We start from the raw sequence: 15,960 nt of genomic DNA, 5'->3' as shown, positions 1-15,960 counted from the left end.
ATCATTTGCTGGATCGGTCAGCAAAATACTTTAACCTCAGCGACGAGAGGTGCAGCTGGGCATCGTCTGCACCATAGATGGAGATCCGCTTGCGACCTGACGGCTTTGATTGCACGAATTGCCCCGGCTATTGCTGCACTTATGACGAAATCCCGTTGACCGACGCGGATCTGGTCCGGCTGTCCGATCACCTTGGCGCTGCGCCGGACGATGTCATCACCCGGCACACAAAATATGGTCAGTTTCACGGCAAAAGCCGGTATCCCCTTCTTCTCAAACACAAACCGGATCGGCATTTCGGGACAATCTGCACATTCTTTGACGAAGAGCAGCGGCGATGCACAGTGTATGAGGGCCGCCCGGATACCTGCCGCAATTACCCCCATGCACCGAATTGCGGTTACTATGATTTTCTGGTCTTCGAACGTCAGTTGCAGGGCGACGATGATCATGTGGCCGTCACCCGCTAGATGTCACGGGACTGAACTGACGTATTGATGTCACATCCGCGCCATTGTCAGCACATGATCTAACATCACGTTTGCGGCGCAGTTTCCATCAAGGGTATCACCGCCAAATGCATCGCTTCGGTTGTTTGATCCTTACCGGTTTTCTATTGCTGGGCGGTTTCCCCGCAACGCCGCAGGAGGCGGTTCAATCCCCCGCTGAAATCGGACCGTCAGGCGACGCCTATCTGAACGCCATCAATCGGAGCGGCATTGATCCCAATGTCGCCTATTACGATCCCACCGCGGCGGTCCCCCCACTGGAAACGGCACAACAACCCGAACCGGAACCTGATCGCTCGGACCCAAGCGGTATCAATGGCAACAACATCAGATGGCCGTCGGCCATTGTCGCTGCGCTTATCATCGCTGGCATCATCTATCTTTTCGCGCGCTTTGGCGGCGGGTTCCTGGTGGCATTGAACCCCGATGCCGACAATCCGCACGTAAATGCCCGTCAGGGCCGAAGAAGCGCCAAAAAACCGTCAGATGCGCCACCGCGCAGCCTTAAGGAAATTCTCAGCATGGCAGACCGGCGCGATGCGTTGGTTGCATTGGCACAGAATGCGCTGCGCGTCGCGGTCACCGCCAACGGGCTTTTGCTGCAGCAAAGCTGGACAAGCCGTGATGCCCTGCGCCGTCTTCCCGCCGACCAAAACCATCTCGCGGCCCTGCGCAATCTGGTTCGCGCCAGTGAACGGGTCCAATTTGGCGGACGCGATGTGACAGAACCCGAGTTCAAGGGTCACGTCGAACAGATCAGCCCGCTGTTTCGGGAGTTGTCGGGATGAGTGACAGCACAAACCAGCCCAAGGCCACGCCACTACGCCCCGAAATGCTATTCATCGGCCTTTTCGCCATGCTTGGCCTTGCAGTGCTGTGGTTCTTCTCAAGCCAACAACAGCAGCAATTGCGCGGGTCTGCCACCGGGTTTGACGGATTGCAGGTGTGGCTGTCGAGCGAGGGCCACGACGCCAACAGCTTCGCTGGTGGCTGGACAATTGACGCGGATACCATCGGCCTTCTGGTGATGCCGCTTTACGATACTGATCTTGGCGAAGACCGGGTTGCCCCGCAGACCAAGGAAGAGCTGATTTTCCAGCAAGACGAATATGATCTGGACCAGTTTGGCATCGGGCGCAGGGCAGATCTTGTGCAAACAATGGTGGTTCTGCCCAAATGGCGGACCGGCCTGCGCCTGACCGGGCTGGGCCATCCCGCGCTTTTGGTTGACAGAACTGCCGCACAAAACACGCTACAGGATGTGGCCGGTGTGTCGGTCGGAAAGCTGCGGCACATACCGCGCCCCTTCAATGACTTCGCCTATACCGCAATCGATGGAACCCGCCTGACGGCACGGCTTTATGTGGCACAGGTCTTTGATGGCAACGGTTGCGCTCCGATCATCGGCGATGTCGGTGAAATGGTTCTGGGCTGGTGCACCAGCGGCGGTGGCGCCGATATCCTCGTCCTGTCCGATCCGGATCTTTTCAGCAATCACGGCCTGCGTCTTGGCGACAATGCCCTGATCGCGGCAGACCTGCTGCCCAGCCTGGCGCAAGACGGCAAGATCCTGATCGATTACAGCCGTAGCGTCTGGATCACCGAAGACAGCCAGGTTGTTGCCCGCGACCGGACATGGGCCGATCTGAAGCGGTTTTTCGAATTTCCATTCTCGGTCCTTTGGTTGGGTGGCGCGATCCTCATGCTGATTGTGCTGTGGCGGTCCGGGTTGCGGTATGGCCCCATCGGTATGCCACAATCAAAACTGGGCGCCAGCAAGCTGCAGGCGATTGCCGCTCGCGCCCGCCTGATGCGGCTGACCGGTCAGGATGGGGCGTTGCTGTCCGACTATGTGACGGCAAGGATCACAGCCGTCAGTTCAGCCATCTTTGGCGCGGCCTATCCGGGGGCTGCAGCAAAGGAAGCGGCATATCTCAAATACATCGCCCGCTCCGACCCGGCACAAGCCGAAAACCTGAGCACCCTTCTGGCCGAAATACGATCTCTGCCGCCACAGATTTCATCCACACAAGCCATCACCTACGTCAACGCCTTTGAACGAACATTGGAGCAACTCGCCCATGACACTTGAAACACTCAGCACCCGCGCCGATGCCCTGCGGGACGAGATCGCCAAAACCGTTCGCGGTCAGGAAGAGATCGTCGATATGCTTTTGGTCGCGCTTTTCGCGCGCGGTCACGTCCTGCTCGAAGGGCCGCCCGGCACTGCCAAGACCCTGCTGGCCCGCAGCTTTGCCGCCGCCTTTGATCTGGATTTTGGACGCATCCAGTTCACGCCTGACCTGATGCCGGGCGACGTGCTTGGCACCTCGATCTTCAACTTCCAGACCAACGATTTTACTCTGACCAAAGGGCCGGTGTTCAGCCAGGTGCTGTTGGCCGACGAAATCAACCGCGCCCCGCCCAAAACTCAGGCAGCCCTGCTGCAGGCGATGAACGAACGCATGGTCAGTATCGACGGCACCGACCATTCGCTTGGCGACGAATTCATCGTCGTTGCAACCCAGAATCCGATTGAACAGCAAGGCACCTATCCTTTGCCCGAGGCGCAGCTGGATCGTTTCCTGTTCAAGCTGGTTGTCGATTTCCCGCCCGAGGCGGTCGAAATGGAAATACTGCAGGCCCACGCCGCCGAACCGATCGAATCCCGCGCCTCGATGGACGGCAAAAATAAGGTCATGGGTGCCGAAACATTGGCGGAAAGCCGTGCGGTCATCGACAGTATCATCCTGAAAGACGACATTCTGGCCTACATCCTGCGGCTGGTTCGGGCAACGCGCGAGAATGCTGAAATCTCCTACGGGGCCTCCACCCGTGCGGCAGATGCCATCGCCACCGCTGCCCGCGCCGCCGCCGCACTGGCCGGTCGGGACTTTGCCATCCCTGACGACGTGAAACGCCTGTTCGTGCCTGCGCTGCGCCATCGGATCGTGCTTGGCTCGACAGCCGAAATCGAAGGTCGTAACGCCGTGCAGGTCCTTGAAAACATTCTTGACCAGATCGAGGCCCCCCGCTGATCCGTCCATCCCGCAGATTGCTGATCTTCGGCGGGGGTGCCCTGCTGATGTCGCTGCTGGCGACCTTCGTCGGCGACGCGCCCATGAGCGCGGCAATTGGGCTGTGGGTCATCCTTGGGGCCGCAGTCATCATCGATCTTGCTCTGTCCCTGTCGCGGGGAAAGGCTGTCGCGGTTGATTACCCACCAGAAGTCTTTGTGGGTGAAAATGTCGATCTGACTCTGACGGCCCAGAATGCGCCCAAAGGCCTGAAAGGGCAGATCGAATGGCCCGATGGCCTGTCGGGCCAACTGGACATCACATTCGCCCCGGCCGCCAAAGGCACCGCTAAGGCAAAGATCACCTGCCGTGCCGTGCGGCGGGGAACCTGGCGCTGCGAACAGCTTTGGCTCCTCTGGTCGTCCCGCTTCGGCCTGTTCGAGTTTGTGCCAAAGGTCCCTCTTGGACTGGAACTGAAGGTCGTACCGAACATTCGGCTGATCGAATCGGGCCAAATCACCACGTCGGTCAACTCAGCACTGTTCGGGATCAAGGAAAACCGCGCCATCGGCGAAGGGTCGGAATTTCACCAGTTGCAGGATTTCGTGCATGGCATGGACGTCAAATCCATCGACTGGAAACGGTCCGCCCGCCGCCGGTCACTGGTGGCCAAGGAGCTCAGGGCCGAACGTAACCACCACGTCATCATCGCGCTCGATAACGGGTATCTGATGCGCGAAGAAATCGGCGGCATGCCCAAAATCGACCACGCCATCACCGCAGCCCTTGCCACCGCATGGGCGGCAACAATCGGTGGCGATCTGGTGGGCTTTTATTCCTATGATGTGCGCCCGCGTGTTTTTTCTGCCCCTGCACCCGGACGGCTGGCCTTTGCGCAGATGCGCACGCGCACCGCCGATTTGTCTTATGTCAGCCGTGAGACAAACCACACGCTGGCCATGACAGAGCTGAACGCGCGAACACCCAAGCGCAGCCTGATAATCGTCTTCACTGACTTCGTTGATACGACCTCGGCCGAACTGCTCATCGAAAATATCGGCATCCTGGCCCGCAGGCATTTGGTGATTTTCGTAACCATGCGCGACCCCCAGCTTGAGGCGCTCACCGGCGAACCACCCGCTGACATGGCCGGGGTCGCGCAACTGGTTTCCGCCGATCAGTCGATCAATGAACGCCGCATCGTGCTGGAACGTCTGACCCGGCTTGGGGTGACCGTGATTGACACCGAACCGGGCAAGGTCACCGCGCAACTGATCTCGCACTACCTCGAAATCAAAGCCAAAGAGTTGATCTGATGGAACAACCTGATCTCATCCGCTCGGCCCGGTTTCGCAAGGAACGCGAAGAAGACTGGGCGCGGCTGGAAAAACTGGTGGCCAAGGCCGAAAGCCAGGGTCTGCACCGGATGAGCTTTGACGAGGCGCGCGATCTCGCCGCCCTCTACCGCGAGGGGACGACATCGCTGGCCATCGCCCGCGAAATCTCGCTCGACAAGGCGCTGCTGCATTACCTCGAGGCGCTGACAGCGCGCGCGTATCTGAGCGTCTACGCCCCACAGGAAAGCGTGCGTGGCGTCTTCAGCCGATTCCTGCGCCGGGGCGCACCGCAAGCGATGCGACGGTCATGGCTGTTCATCGCGCTTGGGTTCCTTTGCATGGGGCTGGGTGCGCTGGCGGGCTATCTGCTCTATTTCGAAGACCCGGCCTGGTACTATGTCATGATGCCGCCTGAACTGGCGGGCGGACGGGGACCGGACGCATCAACGTCCTACCTGCGGTCGGTCATCTATGACGAGGATCCTGATGCCTCCGGGCTTGGGGCCTTTGCGACCTTTCTGTTCTCGCACAACACCCGGATCGCGATTTTTGTCTTTGGGCTAGGTGTCTTCCTTTGTGCGCCAGCCATCGCGCTGACATTCTACAACGGGCTGATCTTCGGGTCTTTCATCGCCCTTCACGTCGATCGGGGGCTGGGCTGGGACATTGCCGGTTGGCTATCCATTCATGGGGTCACGGAACTATCCGCCATTTGCATCGCCTGCGGCGGCGGGCTGCAATTGGGGGCCGCAATCCTGTTTCCTGGCCAACTCAGCCGGATTGAATCGCTCAGGCAGGCCGGGCGAGACGCTGCAAAACTGGCCATCGTGGCCGCCGTCATGCTGGTCGCCGCAGCACTACTGGAAGGGTTCGGGCGTCAATTGATCCAAGATATGAACACCCGTCTGGCCATCGGCTGGGGGATCGGGCTGCTCTGGCTGCTCTGGTTCGCGCTGGGCGGGAGGGCGCGGTCATGAAGTGGCGGCGGCGGGAAAAGAAGAAGCCAGCGCTTTACAATAGGGACGAGCTGATGCCGCCCGAAGGCGTGCCGCTGCACCTTGAAGTCGCAGGCGTCGGCGCACGCATGGCAGCCCAGATCACTGACATCCTGATCACCGGGATCGGCGCCATCGCCATCATCATTCTTTTGGCGATGATCAATCTGACCTCACCACAGACACTGGGCGCGGTGGGCATGATGCTCTTTTTCATCATCCGCATCCCCTATTACGTGCTGACCGAACTGGCATGGAACGGCCAGACACTCGGCAAGAAACTCATGAAAATCAAAGTCGTGTCACATGACGGTCTGTCGCTCAGCGCGCATTCCCTTGTCGTGCGCAACCTCATGAAAGAAGCCGAGATTTTTCTGCCCGGCACCTTGCTCTTTACACTCGATGCGGCCTCTCCCATTGCATCGCTGATCGCATTTGCCTGGATCATCGGCACCCTGCTCGTCCCGGTGCTGAACAAGCGTCGTCAGCGGTTGGGTGATATGATCGCAGGCACCTATGTGATCCACCTGCCGATGCCCGTCCTGCTCAAGGATCTGGCGCAATCCGTACCGCAGCCGCAGCTGAAAAAGGGCAAATTCACCTTCCTGTCACACCAGTTGGACCATTACGGGGCGTTCGAATTGCAAACGCTTGAGGATTTGCTGCGCGCGCAGGAAAACCGGACCAGTGCCCAGATGAACGCCCACCAGAACGCCACGATTGAATCCGTCATCGAAAAGATCAGGCGCAAGATCAGCTATGCCGATCCTGTCAGCGCGCCCGACAGGGTCGCCTTCCTGCGCGCCTTCTACAACGCCCAGCGCGCGCATCTGGAACAGAAGCAATTGTTCGGCGAACGGCGCAAAAACAAATTTCACGCAGAACAAGACGATGAGAAGTGATGCAGTTTTGCTGCAACCCTGATCCATCGTCATTTTCATGCCTTTTTTCGGCATGATTATTCGCCGATGTAGCAAAGGAAATATTTAAACGCCGTCCAAATGTCCCTGATCCGGGCGGACCTATCAACGAAAAAGGACCCTTTATGACAAGCAACCCTTCCCTTTCCGCAAATGCCGCACTTGGTGTCGGACGCATCGTATCGGAAAGCTTCTCAATCCTGTTCCGCAACATCTTGGCGGTCATGATCCTTGGCTTTATCCCGTCTCTGATCGGGCTTCTGATCTCGGTCTTTATGAATGGGGCCGAATTGACGCTCGGCATCGGATCCGCAGACCCCTTCGCTGCGGGTGACCCGTTTGCAGGTCCATCAATATCCGGCATCGTCATCTCAACTGTGCTGCAGTTGGCCATTCAGGGGATCACAATCGCCCTCCTGGTACAGATGGCCTATGACGCCAAGCTGGGTAACCCGGTTACGCCAGGCAAGTACATCTCGCCTGCGATCAAGGCTGTGGTTCCCATCGCCGTGTTGTCGCTGGTTATCGGTATCCTCGCCGGTATCGGCTTTCTGCTGCTGATTATCCCCGGCCTGATCATCTATGCGATGTATTCGGTCACTACCCCCGCCATCATGATCGAAGGGGTCGGCTTTGGTGGCATGAGCCGTTCGGCACAACTGACCAAAGAATACCGCTGGCCAATCATCGGTGCGCTGGTCCTTTTGGGCATCTGCACAATCATAATCGGCATGATTGTCGGATTTGTCGTTGGTATCATCGTTCCGATTTTCGGCACAGGTACCGTTGGCATTGCTATTGGCATTCTGCTTTTTGCAGCCCTGAATGCGTTTATCTACGGTCTGTCCGGCATCGGTTCGGCCCTGATCTATGCCCGCTTGCGCGAGATCAAAGAAGGCATCGGCATCGACAAACTGGCAGCAGTCTTCGACTGATCAGCAGCTTTAGATAGTTGAATTCGGGCCGCCATCCTCTGCTGGATGGTGGCCCGTTTCGTTTCAGTCGACGGACAGATAAGTAGCTGGAACCTGATCAGTCAGCCAGACACCATTGTCTGCCTGAAAGAATAAATGACCGTCCTTTGACATCTGGCCTGCTTTGATCTGCAGGATCACAGGCTTACCATGGCGCATACCAACTTTGATTGCGGTGTCGGTATCCGCCGACAGATGTACCTGCTGGCGGCTCCCGGGCAGCAACCCATTAGCCATAATCGATGCGACTGATGTGGTGGCAGTCCCGTGATACAAGACATCAGGCGGTGTCACAGGCACCAGTCCCAGATCAACTGGTACGGAATGACCCTGCGCTGCACGAATGCGCTTTCCGTCATCAGACAGGCTGAACCGCTTCTTGTCGGATGTGGCGACGATTTCAAACAATGTATCGCGCGTCATGGCGTTGTTCGTGCGTGCCAGGGCCGCCAGCAGATCGTCAACATCCACCCATCCCTGGGGATCAAGAACCAGCCCGATCTTTCCCGGGTCATGGCGGAGCACAAGGCTCAGAAATTTACTTGCCTGTTTCATCATTCATGGGGGCGGCTCAACGCCGCCCCTTCCTCTTTTTCTTGTCCATCCAGAACGGCGGGATATCCCCGGCCATCATGCAGCCATAAGGATCGATATAATCGTCGATCTCGGCCAGCCCGAACTGGTCGATCTGGCGCACAACCGACCCCGCGTTCTTGTAGGACGACGGCAGTTCAGACGCATCCACAGCACCCGCAGGAAAGCGGATATCAAGACCCGCCGTTTCCGCGGCAAGCGCCTGTTCTGGCGTCACCTCGCCCAACCGCCGCTTGTGTTCGGAGCGCGAGAAATTGCGCCCCGCCCCGTGCGGCGAAAAGCCCAGCGCATGATCCGCATCCTTGCCTTTCACGACCAGCACAGGCTCCGCCATGTTCAGCGGGATCAGCGTCAGACCCGTCGCATCATGGGCATAATCGCCCCAGGCCGGGGTGGCACCCTTGCCGTGGTAGTACAGATCACCCCGCCGAAAGACGAAATTATGTTCGTTCCAGAACCGGTCGCCCGGCTGGGCCTTGGACCCTTCCACGGTCGCCTGATGGATCGCGTTATGGTTCGCCTTGGTCCACTTGCGGATCAGTTGCAGGGCGGCCCAGTATTCGCGGCCATCCTCGCTATCCGCCGGGATCCAGGCATTCTGCTTCAGCGTCTCGAGCGACAGCCGCCTGCGGTATTTCTCCGCAACTTCCATCCCCAGCTTGTACAACACCGCCCCCGGCCCGCGAGAGCCGTGGTGGGTCACAATCGCCGTCCGCCCGGTCTTGCGCGACCGGCCGACAAACAGAAAATGGTTGCCATCGCCTTGGGTGCCCAGATGTTCGACCGCCATGCGCAAGACTTTGGGATTGTTCAGGAACCTGTTTTCCCGAAACTCATCCATCAGATTTTGCGACATGGTGAACCGCTTGCCATTGGGCCGCCCGCCGGGGCCGAAATGGGTCACCTGCTCGGCGGCGTCCAGCACCGCTTTCGGGTCAATCTTGCCCAAATCGGTCATCATGACGGAACAACAGATATCCGCCGAATGCATCCCCGGATGGATCGCATTGTAGGCCGCCACGACACCGCCCACCGGGATCGTCCCGACAGGACCGGCAGGGCAGGCATCAGGCATCACTGCAGCCGCCGCGACCGTGGGGGTGCGCATGACAGCCGTCATCGTTTCACGCACCTGTTCGAGGTTCCTGATCTCGTCAGCATCATCTGACGCTTCGATATTGAAATGAAACGGCACATCACCCGCCTTCTGCAACGGCAGCGTGGGCGGAGGAGGCGGCGGCTTCATCGTATCAAGCTTCGCCCTGATCTGGTCCAACTTATAGCCAGCAGCGGCCGCAGCCTGCGCAATTTCCAGCGCACGGCCAAATTCCTTGCCGGGTGTATGGCCCCATTCCTTGAGGGTTTCACCTGTGATTTCTACTTGTGTCATTGTCTTACTCTTTCTTGGGCGGACGGATTTCTCACCCATTTCTTTTCAAAATACGCCATCCGTTCCTGCACCGTCTTCGCCTTGTCATCACGCAGAAGCGCCAACAACGCGGCCTCACTTGGCGGACCTTCCTTGATGAAAAAGTCTGCGGCGAGGCATCGGACTTTCGCGCTTTTGTCAAAGCAGGCAGACCTCAGAACAAGACGCTTCGTTTCATCTGTGACGACAACCTGTCGCTTGGCATAGAGATTCACCTTGCGACGCAGATTGAATACCTTGTCATGCCAAACCCATTCGTGCCCATCCAGCCAACGGGCCGCTTCGTCCAGCAGCGTTTCGGTGGCCACAGCACGAACGAATGCAGAGCTGGCACTCATTGCCAGCTCTGGCAGCGCCCAGTCAAATTCAGGATGACGCAAAAGTTGGCGTAGCGTCTTGGCCAGCGGGCCATTTGTCGTCGTCATCAGCATGGCTTTGACAGCGGATGGCCAAGCGGGATGTGCGCTCATTCTTTCGAGCACCTTCGCCCCGCCGCGTCGCCAGCGAACACTGCGATCCAGAACAAACAAACTTAGCGGTGCCAGTGCACGCTGATCCAAAACGCCCAAAACGGTTTGCAATCGCTTGAACGCCCCGTCCCGCACTGGGGCCGCCCAATCATTGCAACGCAAAAGAAGCGCCGTCACCGCAGCGGTGTCATTCATTGGCGCCGTCTGAACCGCACGTTCACGCAGCATTCCATCAGGGGCGTGCAGCGCCAACAGCGCCGCGTCTGGCTCTGTTTCCAATTTCGATGCCAAATCGACGACCGGGGCCCTTGCGAACATCCGGGCAAGCCAGGTTCTCGGCTCGGTCGGCATGAAACGTGCCCGTCGACGAAAAGGTTCATCAAGTCGCGCAAGCTGGAACGGGCTAAGTTGGCCCCTGCGCTTTTCAAAGCGGTAGCCGGCAAAAGGCGCGGTTTGCCCGTTCAAGGCACCCCAGGCAGCTTCGAAAAGTGCCAAATCTTTCTTCAGTTCCATCTCGTTCACTCTCAAATCAAACCACGATCGGAACAAGGCGTTTGCAGGATGATTTTCCGCCACCGGATTGCTCCGGGCTGGGGTTGAACCAGCACGGGCCTGATGGCCCCGCCCCTTGGGGCTGCGTCTACCTGTAATCCTGCAGGCATTTCCAACTCGTAGGTCCGGGGGACAAGGATATCGTGAGATGCCTTTCGGCGACCGTTTTAGAGCGATGTAATCCCACGGGCATTCCCCCGGATGTTTTCCCTTCAACTTTGGCTGGAAGGGCAGGACTCGAACCTGCGACCTGCGGTACCAAAAACCGTTGCTCTACCAACTGAGCTACCTTCCAATATTGGCTCGGCTGGTAGGGGTCGAACCTACGACATCCTGATTAACAGTCAGGCGCTCTGCCGCTGAGCTACAGCCGAATAGTGGAGGACAAGAGTTCAGTGAGACGCTGACATTTTGGCTAGATGTAGTCCCACGGGCATTCCTCCGGTTTGGGTGGTCAGGGATAGAGGATTTGAACCTCCGGCCTCTGCAATCCGAATGCAGCACTCTACCAGACTGAGCTAATCCCTGGCCGTTTTGATCCCGAACGGGGCCGTCATGGGCGACACATTTTTAGCACCACTCGATTTGGCCCCGCAAGGGGGTGATCCAGTGCCCCGGCGACAAGAATAGGTGAAACGTTACGCGCTCTCTCCGCTGAGCTACCCTGCCATGGAAGCAGGGGTGGGATTCGAACCCACGACCTCGACATTCGTAATGTAGTTCCAACTAGCATTCGCCAGGGTTTGGTTTTGGGTCCGGCAACAAGGGTACAGTGAAACATTCGCGCTCTACCAGCTGAGCTACCCTCTCGGGGCGGGACTCGAACCCGCGACCACGACACTAAGAATGTAGTTCCACCAGCATTTGCCGGAAGTTTCGGGTCTGGCGACAAGAGTAAAGAAACAGCTTCGGGGCCCCGCCCCCATTTCCGCAGAAATGGTTTTCCGTCTGGGCGTGTCGCAAGAGGGGAGTTGAACCCTCGGGTGATCCCGCTTTGGTGCGATGTAGTTCCTTTGGCATTCGCCAGTGATTTCGGGTCTTGGCAACAAGGGTTTGATGAAACAGCTTACGCGCCCGTGATCTGCAAGCAGAACCGGCATCGCGTCCTGGATGTAGTTCCATCGGCATTTGCCAAGGTGTTTGTGTGTCGGTCCCGGCGACAAGCGGGGATGAAACGTTCACTGAGCTACATCATCTGCATGATAGCGGGAGTTGAACCCGCGACCTCCGGCCCGTGCGGACCGGCGCTCTATCCCTGTAGTTCCACCAGCATTCGCCGGGTCAGTCATTCCTTTCTATTCCAGCAGTCTCGCGACTGCCTCTTCCAATTTCATCGGGGCGAAACCAGTAGCATCAACCCCCACATTTCCACGCCGTTCCCCCGAAACAAATTCAGGTTTGTGCGTATGGCAGTGCAGATGCACCGCCCCTCTGTACCAGCCGTCCCACTCCTCAATCGGGTAGTGAAACAGGACCGCGCGGGTCTTGTGGCATTTGACCCGCATGTAATCCGCGCCCCAGCCATTGGGGTCATGATTGCCCTGCAGGCGGATGATCCGACCGTTCAGGCGTTTCAGATATTCCTCATCCGGCCCACCCCGAAAGGCGAAATCGCCCAGATGATACACCGTGTCCCGGGGTCTCACGACCGCGTTCCAGTTGGCGATCAGGGTCCGGTCCATCTCGTCCACATCAGCAAACGGGCGGTTTGCCAACCTGATGATATTGGCATGCCCGAAATGGGTGCAGCCCGTTACAAAATCAGTCATTCCCTTCTTCCTTCGATTGGGTCAGGCGCAACCGCCTGACCCGTTCTCAAACGTCAATGGCTTCGATCTGGCCAACCCAGTGGTCTGGTCCCATCTCGCCACCCGCAAAGGCGGCAATCTGGTCAAAGACCGTGTCCGAGAACCCGCCGATGTTCAGCACATCGGCACGCTCTTTCGCCTGGGTCGTCCCGTATGGGGCGATGTCGATGCAGACCAGCTTGGCCTGCGGGTTCCGCTGTTTCAGCTTCTCCCACGCCTGCATCATCACCGTCCCGGCATTGCCGTACTGGTTATGCGCCCAAGACTGGTTGTCCGAGACGATGATCACCAAATCCGGGGCACGCCCCTTCTTCAGCAACCATTGCAGCGGTGCCGCACAGTTGGTCCCGCCACCCCACTGATCCGCCAAACGCGCCGCGTTTGTCAGGATCGTGTCGCGTGGTTCCAGCCGTGTTTCACGCACCTTCACCTCGAACGGCAGCACCGTCGCGGACGGGTTACGCCGCAGTACAGCCGCAGACACCAGACCAGCCACATCCACGAACCGGGTCGCTGTTGTGGCCCCCTTGCGGAAACCGGTCACAGCGCCGGACATGGACCCGGACACGTCCGGGGCGACAACCACCTGACCGCGCAGCTTTGGCACGTTTTGCACCGAAAGCTCCATCGCGTCATGCAGCGCCTCCCGGATCTCCTCGGGCATCTCAGCCGACAAGGCCTGATAGGCCGTCATCAGCTGGTACGGGAACACCCGTGCCTTTGCGATCAGGTCCGGATCACGCAAACGGTCCGCGATCATGCGCCGCATCTTCGGCAGGGCCAGAACCCCGTGCCGCAGGAACGTGTTCAGGTTCATACGGGTCATCTGCCAGGATGCATTTTCGGCAATCCCTGCCCACTGCTTGGTGGACAACTCAAGCTGCGTCAGCATCTGGAACGGCACATCCGGCACACGGCCACGCCCCGTTTTCTTGAACCGCAGGAAATCCTGCACATTTTCCGGCAGCAAGGCCACGTCACACGGTTTCCCGATGATCCACGCAAACAACGCTTCTCGCGCCTTTGACGCAGGCTTCGGGTGGACCATCCTGATCACATCCGCCAGCGACGGGTCGTTACCCACATTGGCCTGCAACAGCGCCCGGTCGGACGCGCCGGTCAACCAATTCGCGACCATCCGCTTAGGCGCAGATCCCAGCGATTTCCGCCCTGTCTGCCCTGACCGCATGACCTGCACAAATGTGCGCAGCATCTTCCCGTTATCCACAACACGCCCGAAAACGCGCTGAAACAGGATCGGGTCACGGCCCGACAGCACCGCCAACAGGACCGCAGGCATATCCTTCATATGCCCTTCAGCCCGGGTATAGACCGCCGCCTTTGCAAGAAAGGACGGATCAACCTTTTGCGCCAGTTCCAGCGTGCGGGACAGCTCCTGCATCGGGTCCTGGTAGAATGTCTGCCCGAACGTGCCGGTCATCGCCAGCTGCGCCAAGGCATGCGCATCGGAATAGGTGTAGGCCGGTGCCCCCGCCAGATTCTTGGCAGAAGCCGCCGGAAGCAACCGGCCCTTCAACGATGCAAACACGGATTTGTTTGCCATTTCTCTCTTGTCCTTCTCTCTTTCAGTAAGGCTGTTTTCGCTGATTTGCGCCGCGGGACGAAGAAAAAACAAAAATTCAGTAACGCACTGTTTTTATTCGAATATTTTCGGAAGAAAGAAATAGTTAGTTAGAAAAACGATTGATATGTATCGTATCTTATCTGTATGGATAACACCATGAAGAACAACGTGGTCATCGGCTTTCTCGGCACGAATCTGGATGCGGGCAAACGCCGGCGCTGGCGCCCCTCCGTCCAGATCGCCGAACATCCCGATTTTCCGATCGACCGGCTGGAACTGATCTATTCCGGCCGCTGGCGTGGCCTTGCCGAAAAGATCAAGGGCGAGGTGACACGCAAAAACCCTCAGACCGAGGTGCTGCTGCAGCGGATCGACATCGCGGACCCCTGGGATTTCGAGGAAATGTACGGCGCGCTTTACGATTTCGCGCGCGACTACGGGTTCGACGACGAACGCGAAGACTATCACGTCCATCTGACGACCGGCACGCATGTCGCCCAGATCTGCTGGTTCCTCCTGACCGAATCCCGGCACATCCCGGCCAGGCTGGTCCAGACCGGGCCGCCAAGGGGCGATGACACTGGCCCCGGCACCCTGCAGGTCGTCGATCTTGACCTGTCGAAATACAACGCCATCCAGCAGCGGTTCGATCTGGTCACCCGCGAATACAACACCCTGCTGAAAGGCGGAATCGAAACGCGCAATGCGGCCTTCAACGCCATGATCGACCGGATGGAGGTGGTGACCTCCAACTCCGACGCCCCGCTTTTGCTGATGGGACCCACGGGCACCGGTAAATCCGATCTGGCCGCACGGCTTTACGAGTTGAAACTGCAACGCCGACGGATCAAGGGGCGGCTGGTGCATGTGAATTGTTCAACGCTCAAGGGTGAACGGGCCATGTCGACCCTGTTCGGACATCGCAGGCAAGCCATCCCCGGCGCTGGCGCCGACCGGCGCGGGCTGCTGCAAGAGGCGGATGGCGGTGTGCTCTTCCTCGATGAAATCGACGAACTCGGCCTCGACGAACAGGCGATGATCCTGCACGCGATCGAGACCGGAAAATACTTCCCCCTTGGATCGGATTACGAGGTCACCAGCCGGTTCCACCTGATCGCCGGGGCCGGGCGCGATCTGGCCGCGCAGGTCGCCAAAGGCCGGTTCCGCGCCGATCTTTTCGCGCGCCTCAACCTCTGGACCTTTGCCTTGCCCGCCCTGCGCGACCGGCCAGAGGATATCGCCCCGAACCTCGAATACGAACTGGCCCGCGTCGAAAAGCTGCTGGGCACGCGCGTCAGTTTCAACGCCGACGCCTTCACCCGCTATCAACGGTTCGCCACCGACCCCGGCACGCTCTGGCCCGGCAATTTCCGGGACTTGTCGGCGTCCGTGCAACGGATGTGTACCCTCGCCCCGCGCGGGCGGATCACGCTGGTCATGGTCGAGGATGAAATCACCACGCTTCAATCCATCTGGACGCAGGCCAGCCGCAACCCGGACATGCAACTGCTGACCGAACATCTGGGCGAGGCCGCACAGAACATCGATGAATTTGACCGCGTGCAACTGGCCGCCGTGATCCGGGTCTGCCAGCAATCCGCCAGTATCAGTGCGGCAGGACGTCGGCTATTTGCTGCGTCCCGTGCAACCAAGACCAGCCGAAACGATGCCGACCGCCTGCGCAAATACCTTGACCGGTTTGGTTTGGACTGGGCGCAATGCCAGCAATAGGCGGTCCGCTGGATTTTCCGCATACAAAAGCGCACCATA

Annotated in this window: 14 protein-coding genes and 4 tRNA genes; 9 read left to right on the top strand and 9 right to left on the bottom strand. The window is 58.7% G+C overall.

Going from position 1 to position 15,960, the window contains the following annotated elements; genetic code table 11:
• Positions 1 to 77 precede the first annotated feature (77 nt).
• The 8 genes from ACFWW2_RS25090 to ACFWW2_RS25055 all read left to right on the top strand — a co-directional run bounded on the left by ACFWW2_RS25090 (position 78) and on the right by ACFWW2_RS25055 (position 7,713).
• Entirely contained in the window at positions 78 to 470 is a 393-nt protein-coding gene (locus ACFWW2_RS25090) for a YkgJ family cysteine cluster protein (RefSeq protein WP_393933092.1), read from the top strand.
• Positions 471 to 577: 107 nt separating this feature from the next.
• A complete protein-coding gene (locus tag ACFWW2_RS25085) occupies positions 578 to 1,297 on the top strand; it encodes a DUF4129 domain-containing protein (protein ID WP_393933090.1) in 720 nt (239 codons plus the stop codon).
• On the top strand, positions 1,294 to 2,601 hold the full coding sequence (locus ACFWW2_RS25080) for a hypothetical protein (protein ID WP_393933088.1): 1,308 nt from the start codon (positions 1,294 to 1,296) through the stop codon (positions 2,599 to 2,601). The genes ACFWW2_RS25085 and ACFWW2_RS25080 overlap by 4 nt, the downstream gene beginning before the upstream one ends.
• On the top strand, positions 2,591 to 3,547 hold the full coding sequence (locus ACFWW2_RS25075; RefSeq protein WP_393933086.1) for an AAA family ATPase: 957 nt from the start codon (positions 2,591 to 2,593) through the stop codon (positions 3,545 to 3,547). Before ACFWW2_RS25080 ends, ACFWW2_RS25075 begins: the two co-directional genes overlap by 11 nt.
• 47 nt (positions 3,548 to 3,594) lie before the next feature.
• The gene (locus ACFWW2_RS25070; protein WP_393933084.1) at positions 3,595 to 4,842 is read left to right on the top strand and encodes a DUF58 domain-containing protein; all 1,248 of its coding nucleotides are present in this window, start codon (positions 3,595 to 3,597) and stop codon (positions 4,840 to 4,842) included.
• A complete protein-coding gene (locus ACFWW2_RS25065; RefSeq protein ID WP_393933082.1) occupies positions 4,842 to 5,840 on the top strand; it encodes a stage II sporulation protein M in 999 nt (332 codons plus the stop codon). Before ACFWW2_RS25070 ends, ACFWW2_RS25065 begins: the two co-directional genes overlap by 1 nt.
• On the top strand, positions 5,837 to 6,760 hold the full coding sequence (locus ACFWW2_RS25060; protein ID WP_393933080.1) for an RDD family protein: 924 nt from the start codon (positions 5,837 to 5,839) through the stop codon (positions 6,758 to 6,760). The genes ACFWW2_RS25065 and ACFWW2_RS25060 overlap by 4 nt, the downstream gene beginning before the upstream one ends.
• A 143-nt stretch (positions 6,761 to 6,903) precedes the next feature.
• Positions 6,904 to 7,713 carry a hypothetical protein gene (locus ACFWW2_RS25055; RefSeq protein WP_393933078.1) on the top strand — a complete coding sequence of 270 codons (810 nt, stop codon included), beginning with the start codon at positions 6,904 to 6,906 and terminating at the stop codon, positions 7,711 to 7,713.
• Between the two features lie 63 nt (positions 7,714 to 7,776).
• Here ACFWW2_RS25055 and ACFWW2_RS25050 read toward each other — a convergent pair whose 3' ends face one another.
• The 9 genes from ACFWW2_RS25050 to ACFWW2_RS25010 all read right to left on the bottom strand — a co-directional run bounded on the left by ACFWW2_RS25050 (position 7,777) and on the right by ACFWW2_RS25010 (position 14,169).
• On the bottom strand, positions 7,777 to 8,307 hold the full coding sequence (locus tag ACFWW2_RS25050) for an RNA 2'-phosphotransferase (RefSeq protein ID WP_393933076.1): 531 nt from the start codon (positions 8,305 to 8,307) through the stop codon (positions 7,777 to 7,779).
• Positions 8,308 to 8,323: 16 nt separating this feature from the next.
• Positions 8,324 to 9,736 (bottom strand): RtcB family protein, encoded by a 1,413-nt coding sequence (locus ACFWW2_RS25045; protein ID WP_393933074.1) that lies wholly within the window; start codon positions 9,734 to 9,736, stop codon positions 8,324 to 8,326.
• Positions 9,733 to 10,758, bottom strand: a complete 1,026-nt coding sequence (locus tag ACFWW2_RS25040) for a hypothetical protein (RefSeq protein WP_393933072.1) — start codon at positions 10,756 to 10,758, stop codon at positions 9,733 to 9,735. The genes ACFWW2_RS25045 and ACFWW2_RS25040 overlap by 4 nt, the downstream gene beginning before the upstream one ends.
• Positions 10,759 to 11,016: 258 nt before the next feature.
• Positions 11,017 to 11,092 (bottom strand) — tRNA-Gln (locus tag ACFWW2_RS25035).
• 4 nt (positions 11,093 to 11,096) lie between these two features.
• Positions 11,097 to 11,171: transfer RNA gene (locus ACFWW2_RS25030), tRNA-Asn, on the bottom strand.
• 77 nt (positions 11,172 to 11,248) lie between these two features.
• Positions 11,249 to 11,325, bottom strand: a tRNA-Pro gene (locus ACFWW2_RS25025).
• A gap of 142 nt (positions 11,326 to 11,467) precedes the next feature.
• Positions 11,468 to 11,607 (bottom strand) — tRNA-OTHER (locus ACFWW2_RS25020).
• Between the two features lie 485 nt (positions 11,608 to 12,092).
• Positions 12,093 to 12,566 (bottom strand): hypothetical protein, encoded by a 474-nt coding sequence (locus tag ACFWW2_RS25015; protein ID WP_393933070.1) that lies wholly within the window; start codon positions 12,564 to 12,566, stop codon positions 12,093 to 12,095.
• 46 nt (positions 12,567 to 12,612) lie between these two features.
• Positions 12,613 to 14,169 (bottom strand): RNA-binding protein, encoded by a 1,557-nt coding sequence (locus ACFWW2_RS25010; RefSeq protein ID WP_393933068.1) that lies wholly within the window; start codon positions 14,167 to 14,169, stop codon positions 12,613 to 12,615.
• Between the two features lie 177 nt (positions 14,170 to 14,346).
• Here ACFWW2_RS25010 and rtcR point away from each other — a divergent pair, with 177 nt between their 5' ends.
• A complete protein-coding gene (gene rtcR, locus ACFWW2_RS25005) occupies positions 14,347 to 15,921 on the top strand; it encodes an RNA repair transcriptional activator RtcR (RefSeq protein WP_393933066.1) in 1,575 nt (524 codons plus the stop codon).
• Positions 15,922 to 15,960: the final 39 nt, after the last annotated feature.

Origin of the sequence: Yoonia sp. R2-816 (assembly GCF_046762905.1) — a bacterium.
GTDB lineage: Bacteria > Pseudomonadota > Alphaproteobacteria > Rhodobacterales > Rhodobacteraceae > Yoonia.
This window is presented reverse-complemented; position numbering and strand designations above follow the sequence as displayed.